The organism is Nocardia sp. JCM 34519.1, assembly GCF_020361265.1.
In the GTDB taxonomy this organism is placed as follows: domain Bacteria; phylum Actinomycetota; class Actinomycetes; order Mycobacteriales; family Mycobacteriaceae; genus Nocardia; species Nocardia arthritidis_A.
Map to the genome: position 1 here is coordinate 26,624 of NZ_JAIRBR010000028.1, position 18,001 is coordinate 44,624.

Sequence of the window (18,001 nt, forward strand, 5' to 3'; positions counted from 1 at the left end):
TCGTGGACCTGGACAGTTGTCGGGTTTCGTTCAGCCGCGGCCGCGCAGCGTGGTGTGCAGCTGGTCGAAGACGTATGCGGCCACCTGGCGCAGATGGTCCTCGCCGAGCTCACCGATGACCTCGACCTCCACCGGAAAGTGGTAGGTGAGTTGGTCTTTCGGGTCGGCAGACGCGGATTCCGTTACGGGCCAGGCGTCATCACCCGCAAATGGCCACTCGGGGGTCACGGCTCACTCGATTCCGGGCTGCAGGCACATGCAGGTGAACGTGGCCTGCGGCACCCCGTCGATCACCACACTGCTCGGGTTGGCGGAGGTGACGACGCACCGGCCGAACTTGAGCGATTTGAAAGACCAATCGGTGCCGGTCTTCTCGGCGACGGCGATATCGAATTCCTTGCCCGTCACGGCCAGTTGGGTCAGGTCGGCCACCACCGTGGCGAATGCCTGCACCGTCATGGTGAAGGTGAAGGTCTGCGGCTGGCGCACGTAGCCGAGGTTCTCGTCCTCGATGCTGTGCACCACCGTGTGCGGCACATTGAACGTGGGGGTGAACTGGGAGATCGGGCTGATCACCGTATTGCCCAGTCGGACTTCGAGTCTGGTGTTCCAGTTAGGCATCGCTGTGTCCTCGGATTCGTGGTTCGGGCGCTAGTTGAATTTCAGGTTGACGTTGATGCGGTGGATCGCACCCGCGTACTCGACGCTGACGAGCACCTGAGCGACGCGACCGTTCTCCGCGTCGTGGATCTTGCTCAGCTGGTCGTCGGTGAGGGTGGCCGGATCGGCGTCGAGCAGCCGCAGGATCGGGATGTCGATGGCGAAGCGTTCCAGAACACCGTCGCTCACAAGGGGATTCAGCACACCCTCCAACGCGAGGGTGAGCGAACGCAGCCCCGACCGGCTGATCCGCAGGTTGCCGATGGTCCCGATCAATCGGGCCTTGATCTTGAAGGTGATGTCGTCGAGCGTGCGCTGCACGTCGATGAATCTCACTTGGCCACCGGGGTTTCCGTTGTAACCCTCACCCAGGTAGGTGGCGGTGCCCGGGATCAGCGTCGGCGAGGCCAGCCAGATGACCCCGGCCCCGCCGATCTTGGACGAGGTGTCGGGCTCCAGGCCGTTGATCGTGTCGATCTGCGCCGCGGTGAAAGGGGTGTTGGTGATCGCGACCTGTTTGAGGATCATCGAGATGTGCGGCGGATATCCGGCGATGGTGCCCGCCACCGCGGCGGCGACATCGTCGTCACTCTGGTGCGCGACGTAGACCATGCGGTCGTTGCTGAAGGTACCGCCCGCCACCGTGGTATCGGTCGCGCCCTTCGCCAGCATCGCGACACCCATCCGCTCGTTGCCGTCACCCCTGGTGGAGACGGTGGTGACGTGGTTGACCAGGGCGGTGATCGGGGCCTGCTTGGTGGCGTCGGCCGTCAGCGACGCGCCCGCGACCACGACGAACTGCACGTTGAGGCCCTCGGCGACGGTGAGCGCGTCCGCGACGGCCGTTGCGGTGGTGCCGGTCCTGATGCCCCAGATCCGGCTCGGGCCCGGGGTCTGCCGCGTCGCGGCGATCAGCGCTTTGGACAAGGGCGACAACGCGTTCGGGTCCGCGCTGAAGGACCTGGCGTCGGCAAGTGAGGTTATTTCGAAGGCGGTGTTCGCGGCGGCACCCGCCGACGCGTCACCGATCACGACCATATTTCCGGTCGGCCGGATGAGCGGCGAGAAAGCGTCGAGTTGCGCGCTCACCCGCACGTAGTGAAGTGGCATGCTGATCTTCTCCTAGCTGGGAGTCGGTAAGGGATGGCGGCGGATTCGCGCCGTCACGGTTCGTGGAACTTGGCGCGCAGCTTGGCGCGCAATGCCTCGATCTCCTCGCGCGACAAGGTGATTCGCGGTGGTGTCGGGTCGGGAGCGGTCTGCTCCGGTTCGGGCTCGATCTCGTTGTCCGGCAAGGTTTCTCCTTTTGCTGTGCGCCTTCGGCTCAGGCGAAGACGGCGAGGACGTTCTGGCTCGCGAAGAAGGTCGCGATCTGGACCTGTGTCGGCCCGTCGGGCACGCTCTGCGCCGGGAAGATCACCAAAGGTGCGATGGGTGCGGCTATTTCGGCGAAATCCCGGTCGGTGTGCTCGTCTACGACGGGGCCGTACCCGGCCATCATCTGGCGCACATCGCGCAAGGCCGCGGTGATATCGGCGTTGTCCCGGATCAGGATCCCGACCCGCAGCGGCAGCCTGCGCGAATTCGTCGCGGCCCCGGGGTCGAATGCGGGCGCCGGCTTCAGCTTCACCTCGGCGAGCAGGTAGCGGAAGGCGCGCTTCAGATCATCCACCGTGGCCAACCGGTGCTCGCGCATGAACGCGTCGAAGTCGAAATAGCGGAATTTGGCGCGGAATTGATCGAGCGTGGTGAAATCGCCGAGATCACCGATGCGCAGCGAATCCAGTTCGCCGGGATCGATCTCCAGCACGACGGTGACGGCGAGATCCGCGACGACGTCGACCCACTGCGGCGCCACGCCATCGCTGCCGACGATATCGACATCGGTGCGGATATGGCCCGGCATGGTCTGCGTCCAGTTTCCGGTGCGGCGGACCACGGGATAGAGCGGCCGGGCGCAGACGATGCCCGCCACGTCGACTGCGGTCACGTCGTGGATTACCGCGAAGGGCAGCTGGTAGACCGAGGTGAACAGGGTGCGGATTCGCGTATGACCCGTATCGTTCGCCGGGAATACGAGGTCGTGCACGCCCGATGCTGTCGCCAGGCGGAGTAAGACGGTATCGACCAACCCGGCCACGGGCGTACCTCCGATGTTTCGGCTGGATGATTTGACCGAGGCGCCCCCGCGACCTCGGCTCGACGAACCCATCCTGCATCCGCATCGACGGAGGTGGTGCGTGTCGTTCCACAGAACGGACCGAGCGGTCCACCAGCCGGACCCGCGCACCGAATCCGCAGGTCGGCGGATTCCGGCATCGCGCGGCGGAGTATTTGTGTTATCAGTGTAATAGACTGTGGCTAAAGGATTCCCGAGGCATTTGCGCGTCATCTCGGGCATGCCGAACAGCGGATACCACCTGGGCGACGGCGGTATCCGCTGTTCGGCGAATCGAATCTCTCCTGGGACGAGAGAGTCAATCTGCCTGAGCGAGTTCGAATTTCAGCCCTGCTGGGTGATGGCGAGCCCGACCGACGCGTCCGGGCCCTTCAACAGTCGATGCCCGCGGATACCGAGCCAGCCGATCGCACCGTACTTGCGGGCGACCAGCGCGCGCACCCGCTCGGTGCCCTCCGCGTCCAGGATCTCCGCGCGACCGAGATAGACGCAGTCCTCTTTCGGGCGGCCGCGATTATCCGAAATCTGTAGCAGCACTTTCGGATTGCGGCGCAGCCGCTTCACCTTCCCGGTCCGCGGGCCGGTCCAGACGACGATCCGTTCACCATCCGCGGCCACCCAGACCGCCGTGGAAACCGGGGTGCCGTCCCGCTTATAAGTCGTCAGCCGCGCGTACCTGCTCGCGGCGAGGTCATGCCAACTCATATCCGCCACGCTATGGCCGCGTCGCGGGCCCGGCATCGGACCCCGGGCTCATTTCGGCTACGACCAGCGGCGTATGTGGGTGGGTTGATTCCGCGTCCACCCACGCCGCGCCGACTTATCCGCGATGCTTACCGAAGAACCTCCGGATGTCGTCGACCAGCAGGTCCGGCGTCTGCAGCGCCGCGAAATGGCCGCCGTCGGCGTACTCGCTGTAGTGCTCGATCTGCTTGTCCGGATCCATGATCCGGCGCAGCACCGGATTCGCGTCGAATACCGCCCAGCCCTGCGGGACAAGCGATGGCGCCATCCAGTCGAGCCCGGAATGCGCTGTTTCCCAAAGGAATTGCGCAGCGGAGGCACCGCTGCGGGTGAACCAGTAGATGCTGATATTCGCCAGCAGCAGATCCCGGTCGACCGCGGTGCGCCGCGTACCACCCCACACCACGAACTTCTCGGCGATCCAGGCCAATTGAGCGATCGGCGAATCGGTCAACGCCGCGGCCAGCGCGTTCGGCTGCGTGGTCTGCAACACCAGGTAGCCCTTCTGCTGCGCCCAACGTTCCTGCGCCGCATGGATTACCGACATCTCATCGGATGAGAGACCATCCGGGATCGGGAATTGCTCCCCGGCCAGCCCCAGCGAGCCCTGATCGCTGTTGACGTGGGTCGCGATCACCCGACCCGGATACAGCGCGGCCAGCCTGCCGGTGACGCCGGCGCCGATATCGCCGCCCTGCGCCGCGAACCGCCGATAGCCCAGCCGCGTCATGAGTTCGGCGAAAGCCGCTGTGGTACGGGCCAATTCCCATCCGGTCGCGGCCAGCGGGGTGGAGAATCCGAAGCCGGGCAGCGACGGGATCACCAGGTGGAAGGCATCGGCGGGCGAGCCGCCGTGCGCCCGCGGATCGGTCAGCGGGCCTATCACCTCGAGGAATTCGACCACCGAACTCGGATAGCCGTGCGTCATCAGCAGCGGCACCGCATCCGGTTCCGGCGAACGGACGTGCAGGAAATGTATGGTCTGGCCGTCGATTTCGGTGACGAACTGATCGAAGGCGTTCAACCGCGCCTCCTGCGCCCGCCAATCGAAACCGGTGCGCCAATATTCGGCCAGTTCGGCGAGGAGGTCCGGCGCGATACCGCGCCGCCAATCCGATTCGGTGCCCGGCACCGGATTCGGGACGCGGGTCGCGGCCAGCCTGCGGTGCAGGTCGTCCAGCTCGGCCTGCGGGATGTCGATACGGAAGGGGCGGATATCCGCGGTGTTGGTCATGGGAGCTACTCTCGAACCTATTGCGGAAGACTTGCTTCCGCGATTGCCGGAAAGCTCGCACCGATGTTGGAAACCTCCGCACGATTGCTCCGGCTGCTGTCACTGCTGCAGCTGCACCGGGATTGGACCGGCCCCGCGCTCGCCGAACGGCTCGGGGTGAGCACCCGCACCATCCGCACCGATATCGAACGCCTGCGCGTCCTCGGCTACCCGGTGCACGCGACGCCGGGCGTCGCGGGTGGATACCGGCTCGGCGCCGGATCCGCGCTGCCCCCACTGCTTTTGGACGACGACGAGGCGGTGGCCGTCGCGGTAGGTCTGGCCACCGCCGCGAGCGGCGCCGTCGCGGGCATCGAGGAGACCTCGGTGCGCGCGCTGGCGAAACTGCTGCAGGTATTGCCGTCGCGGCTGCAGCACCGGGTGCGGGCGCTCACCGCGGCCATGGTGCATGTGCCGCGCGCGGGCCACCCGACCGTGAACGCAGCGGTGCTCACCGCGATCGCGACCGCGATCCGGGATGGCGAACGACTGCGCTTCGACTACGAATCCCATTCCGGCGCACCGTCGTACCGCGACACGGAACCGCACCGGCTGGTGCACTGGTCGGGCATCTGGTATCTGGTGGCCTGGGATGTCGGGCGCGTGGATTGGCGCACCTTCCGGGTGGACCGGATGGTCCCCAAAACCCCGAACGGCCCGCGTTTCACGCCGCGGACCGTCCCGGACGCCGACCCGGCCCGGTACGTACAACGCCGCATCGGGACCGCGACATGGCGCTACCGAGCCACCGTCCGGGTGCACGCGCCCGCCGAGACCATCCGGACCCGGCTGCCCGGCACGATTCCGGTGACCGAGGACGGACCTGATCACTGTGTGATTCGGGTGGGCTCGGATTCACCGATCATGCTCGCCCACTATCTCGCCCTGCTGGACGCGGATTTCGAGCTCTCGGACGCAACGGAACTCGCCGCGCAGCTGCGCGTGATCGCCGAACGATTCCGAAAAGCGGCGGACTCACAATACTGAATTAAATTGCGGATATTTCATATAGGCGCCGCCTGCGGGTATCACCGCAGGCGACGACTCTGATTGTCGCGCAACAGGTGTCGCTGCGCGATTGCGCTACGGCTGATTCGCACCGATGATTCCGCCGATGACCGCGCCGACGACACACCCGATGATCGCACCGACAAAGAAGAAGAAGATGCCGATGACGATGCCGACCGCACAGCCGATGGCGACGCCGGCGATGGTGGTACCCGCGTTACCGATCTGTTGCAACGCAACAGCTTCCGGCGAGTTGGCCACTCCGGGAACCGGCCCGCCGACCGGGGTCAGCGTCAAGGTGGTGGCCGTGGCGTCCAACGCGGGAGTGACATCGAAAATCTGTCCGGCCGCGGTCCGGAGCTCGGTGGGAATGGAGCCGACCACCGAGCCGTCCGACGCCGCCACCGCTACCGCGCCCGGTACCAGCGTGAACTTCCCCGAGGTCAGCTTGACAGTCGCGCTGGAGCGGTCCTGCGCCACCGTGGTCGTGTAGCCGACCTGGCCGTCCACCCCGTTTATCGTGGTGGGCCCCGCGACCTCGGCCTGACCGTACGCGGTCGCGGCGGTGATGCCAGTGGCCGCAATGGTCAAAATGGCGGTAGCCACCAATTTTCTTATCTTCATTGCATTTTCCAATCATCCAGCCGATTTCAATGACGATCCCCGAAAGATACGGCGATGGGACATAGTTCATCATGCGCCCCAACGACATACGTTGTCGATAGAATCCCCAACCCGAATTATCCTGCAAGATCATGTAATACAGGTCGCACCGAAGAAATCGGGGATTGATTTTCCGCCCGCTACGCGCTCCGCCACGAGGGCCTGTTGGGCATAGATTTTCGACGGATGAATCTGGCAGGCCGCAACGCCGTTCTACTCGAGTTCGCCCTCGGTCTCCAGATACACCTGTCGCAGCCGATCCAGGGTCTGCGGCTCCGGCCGCTCCCACAATCGGCGCTCGGCTGCCTCCAGCAACCGTTCGGCGATACCGTGCAGCGCCCACGGATTCGACCGATCCATGAACTTGCGGTTCACCTCGTCGAAAACGTAGCTCTCCGCGAGTTTTTCGTACATCCAGTCGGCGACCACATTCGTGGTGGCGTCGTAGCCGAACAGGTAGTCCACCGTGGCCGCCATCTCGAACGCGCCCTTGTACCCATGCCTGCGCATGGCCTCCAGCCAGCGCGGATTCACCACCCGGGCACGGAATACCCGGGACGTCTCCTCGGAGAGGGTGCGGGTGCGCACCGCGTCCGGCCGGGTGCTGTCGCCGATATAGGCCTGCGGATTTCGCCCCGTCAGGGCGCGCACCGTCGCCACCATGCCGCCGTGGAACTGGAAGTAGTCGTCGGAATCGGCGATATCGTGCTCGCGGGTGTCGGTGTTCTTGGCCGCCACCGTGATTCGGCGATACGCCGAGCGCATATCGGCCGCGGCGGGCGCACCGTCCAGATCGCGACCGTAGGCGTAGCCGCCCCAGGTGGTGTACACCTGCGCCAAATCGTCATCGGTGCGCCAGCTCTTCGAATCGATCAGCTGTAGCAGCCCCGCGCCGTAGGTGCCCGGCTTGGAACCGAAGATGCGGGTGGTGGCGCGGCGCTCGTCGCCGTGTTCGGCCAGATCCGAGCGGGTATGGGCGCGAACGTAATTCAGCTCGTCCGGCTCGTCGAGCGCGGCGACCAGCCGGACCGCGTCGTCGAGCAGGGCGAGCACATGCGGGAAGGCGTCGCGGAAGAATCCGCTGATGCGCACCGTGACATCGATGCGCGGGCGGCCGAGTTCGGCCTGCGGGATCACCTCGAGCGTGGTCACCCGGCGGCTTGCCTCGTCCCACACCGGGCGCACACCGAGCAGGGCGAGCACCTCGGCGATATCGTCGCCGGAGGTGCGCATGGCCGAGGTGCCCCACACCGAGAGCCCGACCGAGCGCGGGTATTCGCCGTGATCGGTCAGATAGCGCTCGACCAGCGAATCCGCCATGGCCTGCCCGGTTTCCCAGGCCAGGCGCGATGGCACCGCCTTCGGATCGACGGAGTAGAAGTTGCGTCCGGTCGGCAGCACGTTGATCAGGCCGCGCAGCGGCGAACCGCTCGGGCCGGCCGGGATGAAACCGCCGTTCAGCGCGTGCAGCACCCGCTCGATCTCGACGCCGGTCTGCCGCAGGCGCGGCACCACTTCCGTTGCGGCGAAACGCAGTACGGCGCGCACCGGCTCGGATTCGGTGAGCCCGGCCACCGCGTCGACCGACCAGTCCGCCGCCTGCAGCGCGCCCACCAGCTCGCGTGCCCGCGCCTCGGCCGCGTCCACCCGCTCCCGGGATTCCGCACCGGATTCGTCCAGCCCCAACGCCTCTCGCAGACCGGGCACGTTGCGCTCGCCGCCCCAGAGCTGGCGGGCCCGCAACATGGCGAGCACCAGGTCGAGTTCGCCGTCACCGGCGGGCGCCTGGCCGAGCACGTGCAGGCCGTCGCGGATCTGCACATCCTTGATCTCACACAGCCAGCCGTCGACGTGCAGCAGCATATCGTCGAAGGATTCCTCGTCCGGGCGCTCGGCCAGCCCCAGATCGTGGTCCATCTTCGCGGCCCGCATCAGCGTCCAGATCTGCTGGCGGATCGCGGGCAGTTTGGCCGGGTCGAGGGTGGAGATATTCGCGTGCTCGTCCAGCAACTGCTCCAAACGCGAGATGTCGCCGTAACTTTCGGCGCGCGCCATCGGCGGGATGAGGTGGTCCACCAGGGTGGCGTGCGCGCGCCGCTTGGCCTGGGTGCCCTCGCCGGGATCGTTGACCAGGAACGGATAGATCAGCGGCAGCTCGCCGAGCGCGGCATCGGTGCCGCAGGCGGCGGACATGCCGAGGGTTTTGCCCGGCAGCCATTCCAGGTTGCCGTGCTTGCCGAGATGCACCATGGCGGCGGCGGCGAAACCCTCCGGCGCGGACAGCCAGCGGTAGGCGGCCAGATAGTGATGGCTCGGCGGCAGATCCGGATCGTGGTAGATGGCCACCGGATTCTCGCCGAAACCGCGCGGCGGCTGCACCATCAGCACCACATTGCCGAAACGCAATGCGGCGATGACGATTTCACCCTTCGGATCGGCGGACCGGTCGACGTAAAGCTCACCCGGCGGCGGACCCCACGCCTCGACGACGGCCGCCCGCAGCTCTTCGGGGAGGGTGGCGAACCACGCGGCGTAGGTATCGGCGCCGATGCGAATCGGGTTGCCCTCCAACTGTTCCGCGGTGAGCCAGTCCGGATCCTGGCCGCCCGCCGCGATCAGCGCGTGGATCAGCGCGTCGCCGTCCCGCTCGTCCAGGCCGGGCACCTCACCCGGCGCGCCGAGATCGTAACCGGCCGACCGCATCTCGGTGAGCAACCGGATGGCACTGGCCGGGGTGTCCAGGCCCACCGCATTGCCGATCCTGGCGTGCTTGGTCGGATAGGCCGAGAGCATGATCGCGATCCGCTTGCGCGCGTTGGGAATCCGGCGCAGCCGGGCGTGCCGGACGGCGATGCCCGCCACCCGGGCGGCGCGCTCGGCGTCCGGCACGTAGGTCGACAGGCCGTCGGCGTCGAACTCCTTGAACGAGAACGGGACCGTGATGATGCGGCCGTCGAATTCCGGCACCGCCACCTGGGTGGCCACATCCAGCGGCGAGAGGCCGTCGTCGTTCGCCGCCCACTGGTCCCGGCCGGTGGTCAGGCAAAGTCCTTGCAGGATGGGCACATCCAGGTCGGCGAGCGCGCCGACATCCCAGGCCTCGTCCTCGCCGCCCGCCGATGCCGCGGCCGGTTTCGTACCGCCGGCGGCCAGCACCGTCACCACCAGGGCGTCGGCCTGGCGCAGCGCGGCGAGCAGCTCCGGTTCCGCGGTGCGCAGCGAGGCGCAGTAAAGCGGCAGCGCGCGGGCGCCCGCAGCCTCGATCGCCGTGCACAGCGCGTCGACATAGGCGGTGTTTCCCGCGAGATGCTGCGCGCGGTAATAGATCACGGCGACGGTCGGCGCGTCCGGATCGGATTCCGCCGCGGTGCGCGGCAATTCACCCCAGCTCGGCAGCTGCACCGGCGGTTCGAAGCCGTGCCCGGTGAGCAGCACCGTATCGGACAGGAAGTTGTGCAGCTCACGCAGATTCGCCGGACCGCCCGCGGCCAGATAGTTGTGCGCGTCGGCCGCGACACCGCCCGGCACCGTCGAACATTCCATCAGCTCCGCGTCGGGCGCGATCTCGCCGCCCAGGGCGACCAGCGGAACTCCGCTGGCCCGCAACGCTTCCAGGCCCTCCTCCCAGGCCCGCTTACCACCCAGGACGCGCAGCACGACCAGATCGGCGCCGTCCAGCAGCGCGGGCAGATCGTCGAGCAGCAGCCGGGCCGGATTGCCCCAGCGGTAATCCGCGCCGCTGGCGCGCGCGCTGAGCAGATCGGTGTCGGACGTGGACAGCAGCAGGATCACGGTGACGGCCTTCCTCGGGTGACGCGCCCATCGGGGGTGTGCTGCTCGCCGGAGAGGGTCTGGCTGTACACAGTGGCGCGACCGCACCGGAATTGCACCGGTTTCCTCGTCAGCCGCCGAGCATGGGCAGCCTACCCGCCGCCGCGTCCGACACCGGTATCCGGTGCTACGTGAGGTCCGCGTTACCCTCGATCACCTTCAGCAGATAGTGGAATTTGCTCACCCGCCAACCATCGCCTGCCCGCTCGACGGCCAGGTCGTAGCTGCCGACGAAGGTGCGGGTCTTACCGTGCACCGCGTCGTTCTTCACATGCACCGCAATGGAATCCGCGTGCACCTTCGCGGTATCACCTTGCAACTCGATCAGATGGTTTCCGGACTGATGCTGGAGCGCGTCCAGATCGCCGAGGCCGATCCGCCAGTCGCCGACGATATCGGTGGCATCGCGCACCGCCGCCGCCCCGCCGAATCCCCCGTCGAAATCCACCTTCTCGGTGAATACGCCGAGCAGGTCGTCCCAGCGCTTCTGATCGCAGTACACGAACATCTTGGTAATCGTTTCGATGATCGCGAGCCGGTCCGCGACATCAGAGATCTCACTCATTCCGGTGACATTAGCGAGCGGATTCGCCGGTCGGCGACCGAGTTTTCCGGGCATCGCGCCGCCGCGGCCAGCGTGCCGACCGCGCAATCAGGCGTACCTCCGGCCGTGCGGGCTGCGCCGACAGCGCCCATTTGGCATACCTCCGCCTGTACTCCGGCCGTACGCAGGCTGCGGACGGCCACGCCGACAGCGCGATTAGTCTGGTTTCGTTATGACTCGTACCTCCTCCGATTCGTGTCCCGGCGTGCTGCGGCTGCACGACGCCGCCGACGGGCCGCTGGCGCGGATCCGGCTGCCCGGTGGCCGGTTGGCGCCCGCACAGCTACAGGCGCTGGCCGAGGCCGCGCGGGATCTCGCGGACGACGCCATCGAGCTGACCTCGCGCGGCAATATCCAGCTGCGCCGGGTGCGGGACGCGGGTGAGCTGACGACGCGACTGGAGGCGGCCGGACTGCTGCCGAGCCGGACGCACGAGCGGGTGCGCAATATCGTCGCGTCGCCGCTCTCGGGCCGGGTCGGCGGATGGACCGACGTGCACGGGCTGGCGAGCTCGCTCGACGCCGGGCTGCGCGCGCGGCCGCGGCTCGCGGAATTGCCGGGGCGGGTGCTGTTCACCTTGGACGACGGGCGCGGAGATATCAGCGGGCTCGGCGGGGATATCGGCGTACACGCCACGGGTTCGGACGAATTCGCGATACTGCTGGCCGGCCGGGATTCCGGTATCCGGGTCTCGGCGGCCGACGCGGTCGAGGTCATGCTCGCGGCCGCGGACGGCTTCCTCGACGTGAGCTCCGGGCAGTGGCGGCTGCACGAGGTCGACGGCGGCGCGGACCGGATCGTGGACCGGCTGGGGCTGGCGCCGGTGCCGCAGCGGCTGGAATTCGGCGCCGCGCACGATATTCCGATCGGCTGGCTGGAACAGGACAACGGCTTGGTCGCACTGGGCGCGGGGGTCCGGCTCGGTTCGCTGCCGGCCCGGGTCGCCGAATTCCTCGCCGCCGTGGAACGCCCGCTTTTCGTAACCCCTTGGCGCAGCCTGGTTCTCGCCGATCTCGAGGAGTCGCCCGCCGAGCAGGTCGTTCGGGTGCTCGCCCCGATGGGACTGATCTTCGACGCGAATTCGCCCTGGCTGCTGGTGAGTGCCTGCGCCGGACAACCGGGTTGCGCGAAATCGCGGACCGATGTGCGCGCCGACGCCGCCGCGGCCGTCGAATCCGGCCGGGTGCTGCCGCTGAGTGAAAAGCGCACGGCGGCTGGTGTATTCACGGCCGATGAGGTGGAAGTGGCCGGGCGCCAGCACTGGTCGGGCTGCGATCGCCGGTGCGGGCGCCCGCGCGGCACGGTGACCGATGTGGTCGCCACCGAGTCCGGCTATCGGGTAGACGGAGGATCCGCACGAGAAGGGGTGTGACGCATGATGATCGGACTCGGCGATGACGAGATCGCGGCGATGTCACCCGAGGAGCGCCGGGAGCTGATCCGGCGCCTGCAAACACCGCAGGTGCTGCCGCGGCCCTCGGTCATCCGGCTGCACCGCCGCATCCGGCTCACCCTGATGACGGGCGGCACGATCGCGCTGATCCCGTGGATCACCTACCTCGGATTCACCCTGCCCGACGACTACACCGCCCGGAACTGGACCCTAACCTGGGTGGGCTTCGACATCCTGCTCGTCATCATGATGGCGACGACGGCTTTCCTCGGCTGGCAGCGCCGACCACTCGTACTGCTCCCCGCCTTCGGCACCGGCATGCTGCTGCTCGTCGACGCCTGGTTCGACATCACGACCGCCGACTCCCGCGATGTCTGGGTATCGCTGGCCATCGCGTTCGGCGCGGAACTCCCGCTCGCGCTGCTGCAGATCGGCGGTGCGCTGCTGCTGTTCAAATTTCTCGCCGAATCGCATCCGCTGGCCCGTCCGGAGGTCAGCGCGTGGCGGGTGAAATTGCCGCTCTGACAACGGGCCTCGCACCGGACGAATCCGGTGCGAGGCCCGCCGATCGACAGTTCAGTGCACCTCCAGCGTGCAGCATTTGACGCCGCCGCCCGCCTTCAGCAGTTCCGAGAGATCCATTCCGATCGGGTTGAAGCCCCTGGCGCTCAGCGCCGCGGCCAGATCCGTCGCCCGACGGCTGAGGAAGACGTTGTACCCGTCGGAGACGCCGTTGAGTCCGAGCACCTCGGCATCGGCGTCGGTGGCCAGCACCGCGTCGGGGAACAGCCCGGCGAGCACGTCCTGGCTGTCGGCGCTGAAAGCCGCCGGGTAGTAGGCGATTTCGTCCTCGCCGAGCACCATCAGCACGGTGTCGAGGTGGTAGAAGCGCGGATCGACCAGCTCCAGCGATACCACCGGAATGCCGAAGTACCGCTCCACCTCCTTGTGCGCCGCAAGGGAACTGCGGAATCCGGTGGCCGCCAGGAAGCGGTCGCCGATCAGCACGAAATCGCCCTCGCCCTCGTTGATCTCCTCGGCGGCAACGACTTCCGAATATCCGCGCTCGGCGAACCACCGGTGGTACGCGGGCCCCTCCGCCGCGCGCTCGGCGTGCGTGAATCGGGCCGACATCACCCGGTCGCCGACGATCAGGCCGCTGTTCGCGGCGAAAACCATATCGGGCAGCCCGGGTTCGCCGGGGACGACATCGATGTGGTGGCCGTACTGCTCGAATGTCGCGCGCAGCGTCTCCCACTGGGACAGCGCGAGTTCGCGGTCGACCGCCAGATTCGGATCCATCCACGGGTTGATCGAGTAGAAGACGTCGAAGTGGTCCGGACGGCACATGACGAACCGCCGCGGCACGGATCGGCGTACGGCGGCGGGTTCGGGGCGGGTGGCTACAGAGGTCAAGGGGATCTCCCGGGTGTAGGCGCGAGCTAGCGACTGACACGAAGGTAATTCGCGCACTATTGCGTCAGAAATATGGATTCGTTGCGCAAATCCCCTAAAAAACATCGATTCATTGCGCGAGACGGCAGAATTGTGGCATGGACGACATCGACCGGCGCATCCTGGCCCATCTGCTGCGCGAGGCGCGCGCCTCCTTCCAGGAGATCGGCAGCGCGGTCGGGCTCTCCGCGCCCGCGGTGAAGCGCCGGGTCGACAAGATGGTGGCCAGCGGCCAGATCACCGGATTCACCGCACAGGTCAACCCCGCCGCGCTCGGCTGGCGCACCGAGGCATATGTCGAGGTCTACTACCGTGACAACATCTCACCCGCCGAACTGCGGCGCGGATTGGAACCGATCCCACAGGTGGTCGGCGTGTGGACGATCGCGGGCGAGGCGGACGCACTGGTGCACGTGATGGCCACCGATATGGCCGAGATCGAATCCACCGTCGAACGGATCAGGGAGAACGCGCGGGTCGGCCGCACCCGCAGCTCGATCGTCATGTCGCGGCTGCTCGAACGGCCACGCACCTAGAACCCGGTGCGTCACCCGACCCGAACCGCTGCCGCGCCCACCTTCTAGGGTGAACGGCATGTCCGACGTGCGCACCAGCTACCTCACCGACGGCGCCGAGATCTATCGGCGCTCGTTCGCGATGATCCGCGCCGAGGCCGATCTGAGCGGTTTCCCACCGGATGTCGCGCAGGTGGTGGTGCGGATGATCCACGGTAGCGGACAGGTGGATCTCGCTGGGGACGTTGCGTTTTCACCCGGCGTGGTGGCCGCGGCCCGCGCCGCGCTGCGCGCCGGTGCGCCGATCCTGTGCGATGCGACCATGGTCGCCGCGGGCGTCACCCGCAAACGGCTGCCCGCGGACAACGAGGTGATCTGCGCGCTCGCCGATCCGCGGGTGCCGGAATTGGCCGCATCCCTTGGCAATACACGCTCGGCCGCGGCGCTGCAGCTGTGGCGCGACCGGCTCGGCGGCGCCGTCGTCGCCATCGGCAATGCCCCGACCGCGCTGTTCCACCTGCTCGATCTGCTCGACGCCGGCGCGCCGCGCCCCGCCGCGATCCTCGGCATCCCGGTCGGATTCGTCGGCGCCGCCGAATCCAAGGAGGCGCTGATCGGATACGGCGGCGTCGAATATCTGACCGTGCGCGGCAGGCGCGGCGGCAGCGCGATCACCGCGTCGGCGCTGAATGCGATTGCGAGCGAACAGGAATGACCGGCAAGCTCTGGGGTATCGGACTCGGGCCGGGCGATCCGGAACTGGTGACGGTGAAGGCGGCCAGGATCATCGGCGAGGTCGAGGTGATCGCCTTCCACAGCGCCCGGCACGGCCGCAGCATCTCCCGCGGCATCGCCGCGCCGTATATGCGGCCCGGCCAGTTGGAGGAACATCTCGTCTACCCGGTGACCACCGAAACCACCGACCACCCCGGCGGCTATCAGGGCGCCATCGACGAGTTCTACGAGCAGGCGGCGAAACGACTCGCGGCGCACCTGTCCGCGGGCCGCTCGGTCGCGCTACTCGCCGCAGGCGATCCGCTGTTCTACAGCTCCTACATGCATATGCACCGTCGCCTCGCGGACCAGTTCGAGACGGAGATCGTGCCCGGAATCACCTCGGTGAGCGCCGCCGCGGCGGCCCTGGGCACCCCGCTGGTGGAGGGCGACCAGGTGCTCACCGTGCTGCCGGGAACGATGCCCGCCGAGGAGCTCACCGCCCGGCTGCGCGAGACCGAGGCCGCCGCGATCATGAAGCTGGGCCGCACGTATCCGGGTGTGCGCCGGGCACTTTCGGATTCCGGGCGGCTGGCCGACGCCTACTACGTCGAGCGTGCGAGCACCGATCGGCAGCGGGTGCTGCGCGCGGCCGATGTGGACGAGGCGCAGGTGCCGTACTTCTCGATCACCCTGGTGCCGGGTCCGACACCGAATACCCCACTGCCGCTGGATGGTTCGGCGGTATCGACCGAATCCGCAACGGGCACGGTCACTTCCGTCGGAGAGGTGGTTGTCGTCGGCCTCGGACCGGGCGCGCCGGAGTGGACCACCCCCGAGGTCCGCCGAGCCCTCTGCGAGGCAACGGATCTCGTCGGGTACACCACCTATATCGACCGCGTCCCCGTCCGGCCCGGACAGCGCAGGCACGCCAGCGACAACCGGGTGGAGTCCGAACGCGCCGCCATGGCACTGGATCTCGCCAAGCACGGCGCGAAGGTCGCGGTGGTCTCCTCGGGCGATCCCGGCGTCTTCGCCATGGCGGCGGCGGTGCTGGAGGAATCGGCCGACCCGCAGTGGTCCGGCGTCCCGGTCCGGGTGCTGCCCGGGATGACCGCGGCCAATGCCGTCGCTGGCCGGGTGGGCGCGCCGCTCGGCCACGATTACGCGACCATCTCGCTCTCGGATCGGCTCAAGCCGTGGGAGGTTGTGGCGCAACGTCTTTCGGCCGTCGCCGCGGCCGATATGGCGATCGCGATCTACAATCCGGCGTCCACGCAGCGCACCTGGCAGGTCGGCGCGATGCGCGAGCTGCTGCTGGAGCACCGCGCGCCGGACACCCCGGTGGTGCTCGGCCGCGACGTCGGCGGACCGGCCGAATCGGTGCGGGTCACCACGCTGGCCGCGCTGGACCCGGCCGAGGTCGACATGCGCACGCTGCTGATCATCGGCGCGTCGTCCACCACCGCATTCGAAACACCCCACGGCACCAGGGTGTTCACCGCTCGCCGCCATCGCGGCGCACCGGCGCGGCACCCCTAACGCCGTAGCGCGCCATGGCGACTGGACCCGTCATGACGCGTAAGATCGCGTGACGCACCGATGAACGGAGGGGATCGTGGCCGCGACACTATCCGAGGTCGGCATCGCGGATCGGCTGGTCGGCGACACCTAGCGACCCGCATGTCCGATCAACGTTCCATTGTGGGATATTGGATGGACTGTCGAGCGCGAAGGGAGCTGTCGGTTGACCAGGAACGGAACCAAACCCAAGCAGCTGAACTCCACGGCGGCATCGCTGCTCGGATTTCTGCACGACGGCCCGATGTCCGGCTGGGACCTCGTCGCCCAAGCGCAGGACCGGATCGGCGATTTCTGGACCATCACCCAGAGCCAGGTGTATCGGGAACTCGCGGCCATGGACGCGGCGGGCCTGGTCGAGAAGGGTGAGACCGGGGCGCGCGAACGCACCCCGTACCGGATCACCGAAGCGGGCCGGGAGGCGTTCCGCGAGTGGATCGCCCGCGATCCAGGCGGCGAAACCATCCGGGTGCCACTGCTTTTGACCCTGCATTTCGGCGAACATCTCGCCCCGGCACATCTGGACCAGATCATCGCCGCCAATCGCGATATCCACCAGCGCCGCCTCGACCGCTACCTGTCCGAGGACGCCGCCGCGATGTCCGCGCACCAGCGCGCCACCCTCGAGTTCGGCATCGGCTACGAACGCACCGTACTCGACTGGTTCGACCGGCTGCCCGAGACATTGAACCGGCCGCGGTCGCGGCGGAACTGACCGAATCGCCGCACACCTCCCGTAAGGCGTGGTGTCGTGGTATCCATTTCCGTATGAGTAAGGCGGCGCGCGTGACGGTGACGCTCGATCCCCAGGTCGCCGAATGGGCGCGGCAGGCGGCGCAGCGGCAGAACCGCAGCCTGTCCGCGCTGGTGAACGCCGCCGTCCGGACCGCGCTGGTACAGGACAGCCTGGCCCGGCTGGTGATCGATGAGGATGCCGAGCGCGCCGCCGCCTACGCCGAGCTGCGCGCGATGGCCGCCGCGGAGGAGGACGACCGCCGACACCCGCGCGGCGCCGCATGAGCCGAACCGGCGCCACGGCCCGCGGGGTATCGGTATGAAACGCGGACAGGTGTGGCACTACTCCCCCGCACTGCCCGACGGCACCCCCTCACCGCGGCAGAGCATCGTCGTGCTGGTATCCGATCCGGCGGTGATCACCTCGCCCTATCGGTGGTTGCACGCGGTGCCGCTGGTCGACGCCGATCCCGGCCATGTGCTCGCCGTCGAGACCAGCCACGGTTGGGCCGACGCACTGGAGTTGCATCGCGTATACCGGGAGTGGCTCACCGAACAGTCCGGCGAACTCACCGATGTGGAGGCGGATTCGCTCGATGCGCGACTACGCGCCACGCTCAGCATTTAGACCCTTTGCCGAAGACCT

At 67.6% G+C, this 18,001-nt stretch carries 20 protein-coding genes and 1 riboswitch; of the genes, 9 read left to right on the forward strand and 11 right to left on the reverse strand.

The genetic code is table 11. The features are described 5' to 3' along the window. Positions 1–30: 30 nt before the first annotated feature. The 7 genes from LGY53_RS39345 to LGY53_RS39370 all read right to left on the reverse strand — a co-directional run bounded on the left by LGY53_RS39345 (position 31) and on the right by LGY53_RS39370 (position 4,817). Positions 31–228 carry a hypothetical protein gene (locus LGY53_RS39345; protein WP_225731770.1) on the reverse strand — a complete coding sequence of 66 codons (198 nt, stop codon included), beginning with the start codon at positions 226–228 and terminating at the stop codon, positions 31–33. Between the two features lie 3 nt (positions 229–231). Next, positions 232–621 (reverse strand): hypothetical protein, encoded by a 390-nt coding sequence (locus LGY53_RS39350; RefSeq protein ID WP_225731771.1) that lies wholly within the window; start codon positions 619–621, stop codon positions 232–234. Between the two features lie 30 nt (positions 622–651). Continuing rightward, entirely contained in the window at positions 652–1,770 is a 1,119-nt protein-coding gene (locus LGY53_RS39355; protein ID WP_225731772.1) for a hypothetical protein, read from the reverse strand. 53 nt (positions 1,771–1,823) lie between these two features. Continuing rightward, positions 1,824–1,955, reverse strand: a complete 132-nt coding sequence (locus LGY53_RS43875; protein WP_255664862.1) for a hypothetical protein — start codon at positions 1,953–1,955, stop codon at positions 1,824–1,826. Between the two features lie 29 nt (positions 1,956–1,984). Beyond that, entirely contained in the window at positions 1,985–2,800 is an 816-nt protein-coding gene (locus LGY53_RS39360; RefSeq protein WP_225731773.1) for a hypothetical protein, read from the reverse strand. Between the two features lie 363 nt (positions 2,801–3,163). Beyond that, positions 3,164–3,544, reverse strand: a complete 381-nt coding sequence (locus LGY53_RS39365; RefSeq protein ID WP_225731774.1) for a PPOX class F420-dependent oxidoreductase — start codon at positions 3,542–3,544, stop codon at positions 3,164–3,166. A gap of 115 nt (positions 3,545–3,659) precedes the next feature. Continuing rightward, on the reverse strand, positions 3,660–4,817 hold the full coding sequence (locus tag LGY53_RS39370; RefSeq protein ID WP_225731775.1) for an epoxide hydrolase family protein: 1,158 nt from the start codon (positions 4,815–4,817) through the stop codon (positions 3,660–3,662). Between the two features lie 63 nt (positions 4,818–4,880). Between LGY53_RS39370 and LGY53_RS39375 the strand changes: the two genes are divergently transcribed. After that, positions 4,881–5,843, forward strand: coding sequence for a YafY family protein (locus LGY53_RS39375; protein WP_225731776.1), 963 nt, complete (start codon positions 4,881–4,883; stop codon positions 5,841–5,843). A gap of 96 nt (positions 5,844–5,939) precedes the next feature. Here the strand turns inward: LGY53_RS39375 and LGY53_RS39380 are convergent, their stop codons facing one another. From LGY53_RS39380 to LGY53_RS39390, 3 genes are all read right to left on the reverse strand, one after another. Beyond that, positions 5,940–6,470: a hypothetical protein gene (locus LGY53_RS39380; RefSeq protein WP_225731777.1), complete on the reverse strand. Its 531-nt coding sequence runs from the start codon at positions 6,468–6,470 to the stop codon at positions 5,940–5,942. 270 nt (positions 6,471–6,740) lie between these two features. After that, positions 6,741–10,319, reverse strand: a complete 3,579-nt coding sequence (cobN, locus tag LGY53_RS39385) for a cobaltochelatase subunit CobN (RefSeq protein ID WP_225731778.1) — start codon at positions 10,317–10,319, stop codon at positions 6,741–6,743. 32 nt (positions 10,320–10,351) lie between these two features. Further along, a riboswitch (cobalamin riboswitch) is annotated at positions 10,352–10,486 on the reverse strand. Then, positions 10,486–10,923, reverse strand: coding sequence for a nuclear transport factor 2 family protein (locus LGY53_RS39390; RefSeq protein WP_225731779.1), 438 nt, complete (start codon positions 10,921–10,923; stop codon positions 10,486–10,488). It overlaps the preceding riboswitch by 1 nt. Positions 10,924–11,134: 211 nt before the next feature. Between LGY53_RS39390 and cobG the strand changes: the two genes are divergently transcribed. Both cobG and LGY53_RS39400 read left to right on the forward strand, forming a co-directional pair. Beyond that, a complete protein-coding gene (gene cobG, locus LGY53_RS39395) occupies positions 11,135–12,334 on the forward strand; it encodes a precorrin-3B synthase (protein ID WP_225731780.1) in 1,200 nt (399 codons plus the stop codon). A gap of 3 nt (positions 12,335–12,337) precedes the next feature. Further along, positions 12,338–12,880: a hypothetical protein gene (locus LGY53_RS39400; RefSeq protein ID WP_225731781.1), complete on the forward strand. Its 543-nt coding sequence runs from the start codon at positions 12,338–12,340 to the stop codon at positions 12,878–12,880. Positions 12,881–12,931: 51 nt separating this feature from the next. Here LGY53_RS39400 and ddaH read toward each other — a convergent pair whose 3' ends face one another. Then, a complete protein-coding gene (gene ddaH, locus LGY53_RS39405; RefSeq protein ID WP_225731782.1) occupies positions 12,932–13,771 on the reverse strand; it encodes a dimethylargininase in 840 nt (279 codons plus the stop codon). A gap of 137 nt (positions 13,772–13,908) precedes the next feature. On the opposite strand from ddaH, the gene LGY53_RS39410 reads away from it, so the two are divergent. The 6 genes from LGY53_RS39410 to LGY53_RS39435 all read left to right on the forward strand — a co-directional run bounded on the left by LGY53_RS39410 (position 13,909) and on the right by LGY53_RS39435 (position 17,983). Beyond that, positions 13,909–14,346, forward strand: a complete 438-nt coding sequence (locus LGY53_RS39410; RefSeq protein ID WP_167475693.1) for an Lrp/AsnC family transcriptional regulator — start codon at positions 13,909–13,911, stop codon at positions 14,344–14,346. Positions 14,347–14,404: 58 nt separating this feature from the next. Next, on the forward strand, positions 14,405–15,040 hold the full coding sequence (locus LGY53_RS39415) for a precorrin-8X methylmutase (protein WP_225731783.1): 636 nt from the start codon (positions 14,405–14,407) through the stop codon (positions 15,038–15,040). After that, positions 15,037–16,581 carry a precorrin-2 C(20)-methyltransferase gene (locus LGY53_RS39420; RefSeq protein ID WP_225731784.1) on the forward strand — a complete coding sequence of 515 codons (1,545 nt, stop codon included), beginning with the start codon at positions 15,037–15,039 and terminating at the stop codon, positions 16,579–16,581. The genes LGY53_RS39415 and LGY53_RS39420 overlap by 4 nt, the downstream gene beginning before the upstream one ends. Positions 16,582–16,786: 205 nt before the next feature. Beyond that, positions 16,787–17,335 carry a PadR family transcriptional regulator gene (locus LGY53_RS39425; RefSeq protein WP_167475696.1) on the forward strand — a complete coding sequence of 183 codons (549 nt, stop codon included), beginning with the start codon at positions 16,787–16,789 and terminating at the stop codon, positions 17,333–17,335. A 53-nt stretch (positions 17,336–17,388) separates the two neighbouring features. Further along, positions 17,389–17,640 (forward strand): hypothetical protein, encoded by a 252-nt coding sequence (locus LGY53_RS39430; protein ID WP_225731785.1) that lies wholly within the window; start codon positions 17,389–17,391, stop codon positions 17,638–17,640. Between the two features lie 34 nt (positions 17,641–17,674). Beyond that, entirely contained in the window at positions 17,675–17,983 is a 309-nt protein-coding gene (locus LGY53_RS39435) for a hypothetical protein (RefSeq protein WP_225731786.1), read from the forward strand. Positions 17,984–18,001: the final 18 nt, after the last annotated feature.

Bases quoted from the DNA above. Each gene is read 5' to 3' on its own strand.
- LGY53_RS39420 (WP_225731784.1), top strand. From the start codon at position 15,037: ATGACCGGCAAGCTCTGGGGTATCGGACTCGGGCCGGGCGATCCGGAA.
- LGY53_RS39350 (WP_225731771.1), bottom strand. From the start codon at position 621: ATGCCTAACTGGAACACCAGACTCGAAGTCCGACTGGGCAATACGGTG.
- LGY53_RS39415 (WP_225731783.1), top strand. From the start codon at position 14,405: ATGTCCGACGTGCGCACCAGCTACCTCACCGACGGCGCCGAGATCTAT.
- LGY53_RS39410 (WP_167475693.1), top strand. From the start codon at position 13,909: ATGGACGACATCGACCGGCGCATCCTGGCCCATCTGCTGCGCGAGGCG.
- LGY53_RS39355 (WP_225731772.1), bottom strand. From the start codon at position 1,770: ATGCCACTTCACTACGTGCGGGTGAGCGCGCAACTCGACGCTTTCTCG.
- LGY53_RS39390 (WP_225731779.1), bottom strand. From the start codon at position 10,923: ATGAGTGAGATCTCTGATGTCGCGGACCGGCTCGCGATCATCGAAACG.
- LGY53_RS39365 (WP_225731774.1), bottom strand. From the start codon at position 3,544: ATGAGTTGGCATGACCTCGCCGCGAGCAGGTACGCGCGGCTGACGACT.
- LGY53_RS39435 (WP_225731786.1), top strand. From the start codon at position 17,675: ATGAAACGCGGACAGGTGTGGCACTACTCCCCCGCACTGCCCGACGGC.
- cobG (WP_225731780.1), top strand. From the start codon at position 11,135: ATGACTCGTACCTCCTCCGATTCGTGTCCCGGCGTGCTGCGGCTGCAC.
- LGY53_RS39400 (WP_225731781.1), top strand. From the start codon at position 12,338: ATGATGATCGGACTCGGCGATGACGAGATCGCGGCGATGTCACCCGAG.
- LGY53_RS39430 (WP_225731785.1), top strand. From the start codon at position 17,389: ATGAGTAAGGCGGCGCGCGTGACGGTGACGCTCGATCCCCAGGTCGCC.
- LGY53_RS39370 (WP_225731775.1), bottom strand. From the start codon at position 4,817: ATGACCAACACCGCGGATATCCGCCCCTTCCGTATCGACATCCCGCAG.
- LGY53_RS39375 (WP_225731776.1), top strand. From the start codon at position 4,881: ATGTTGGAAACCTCCGCACGATTGCTCCGGCTGCTGTCACTGCTGCAG.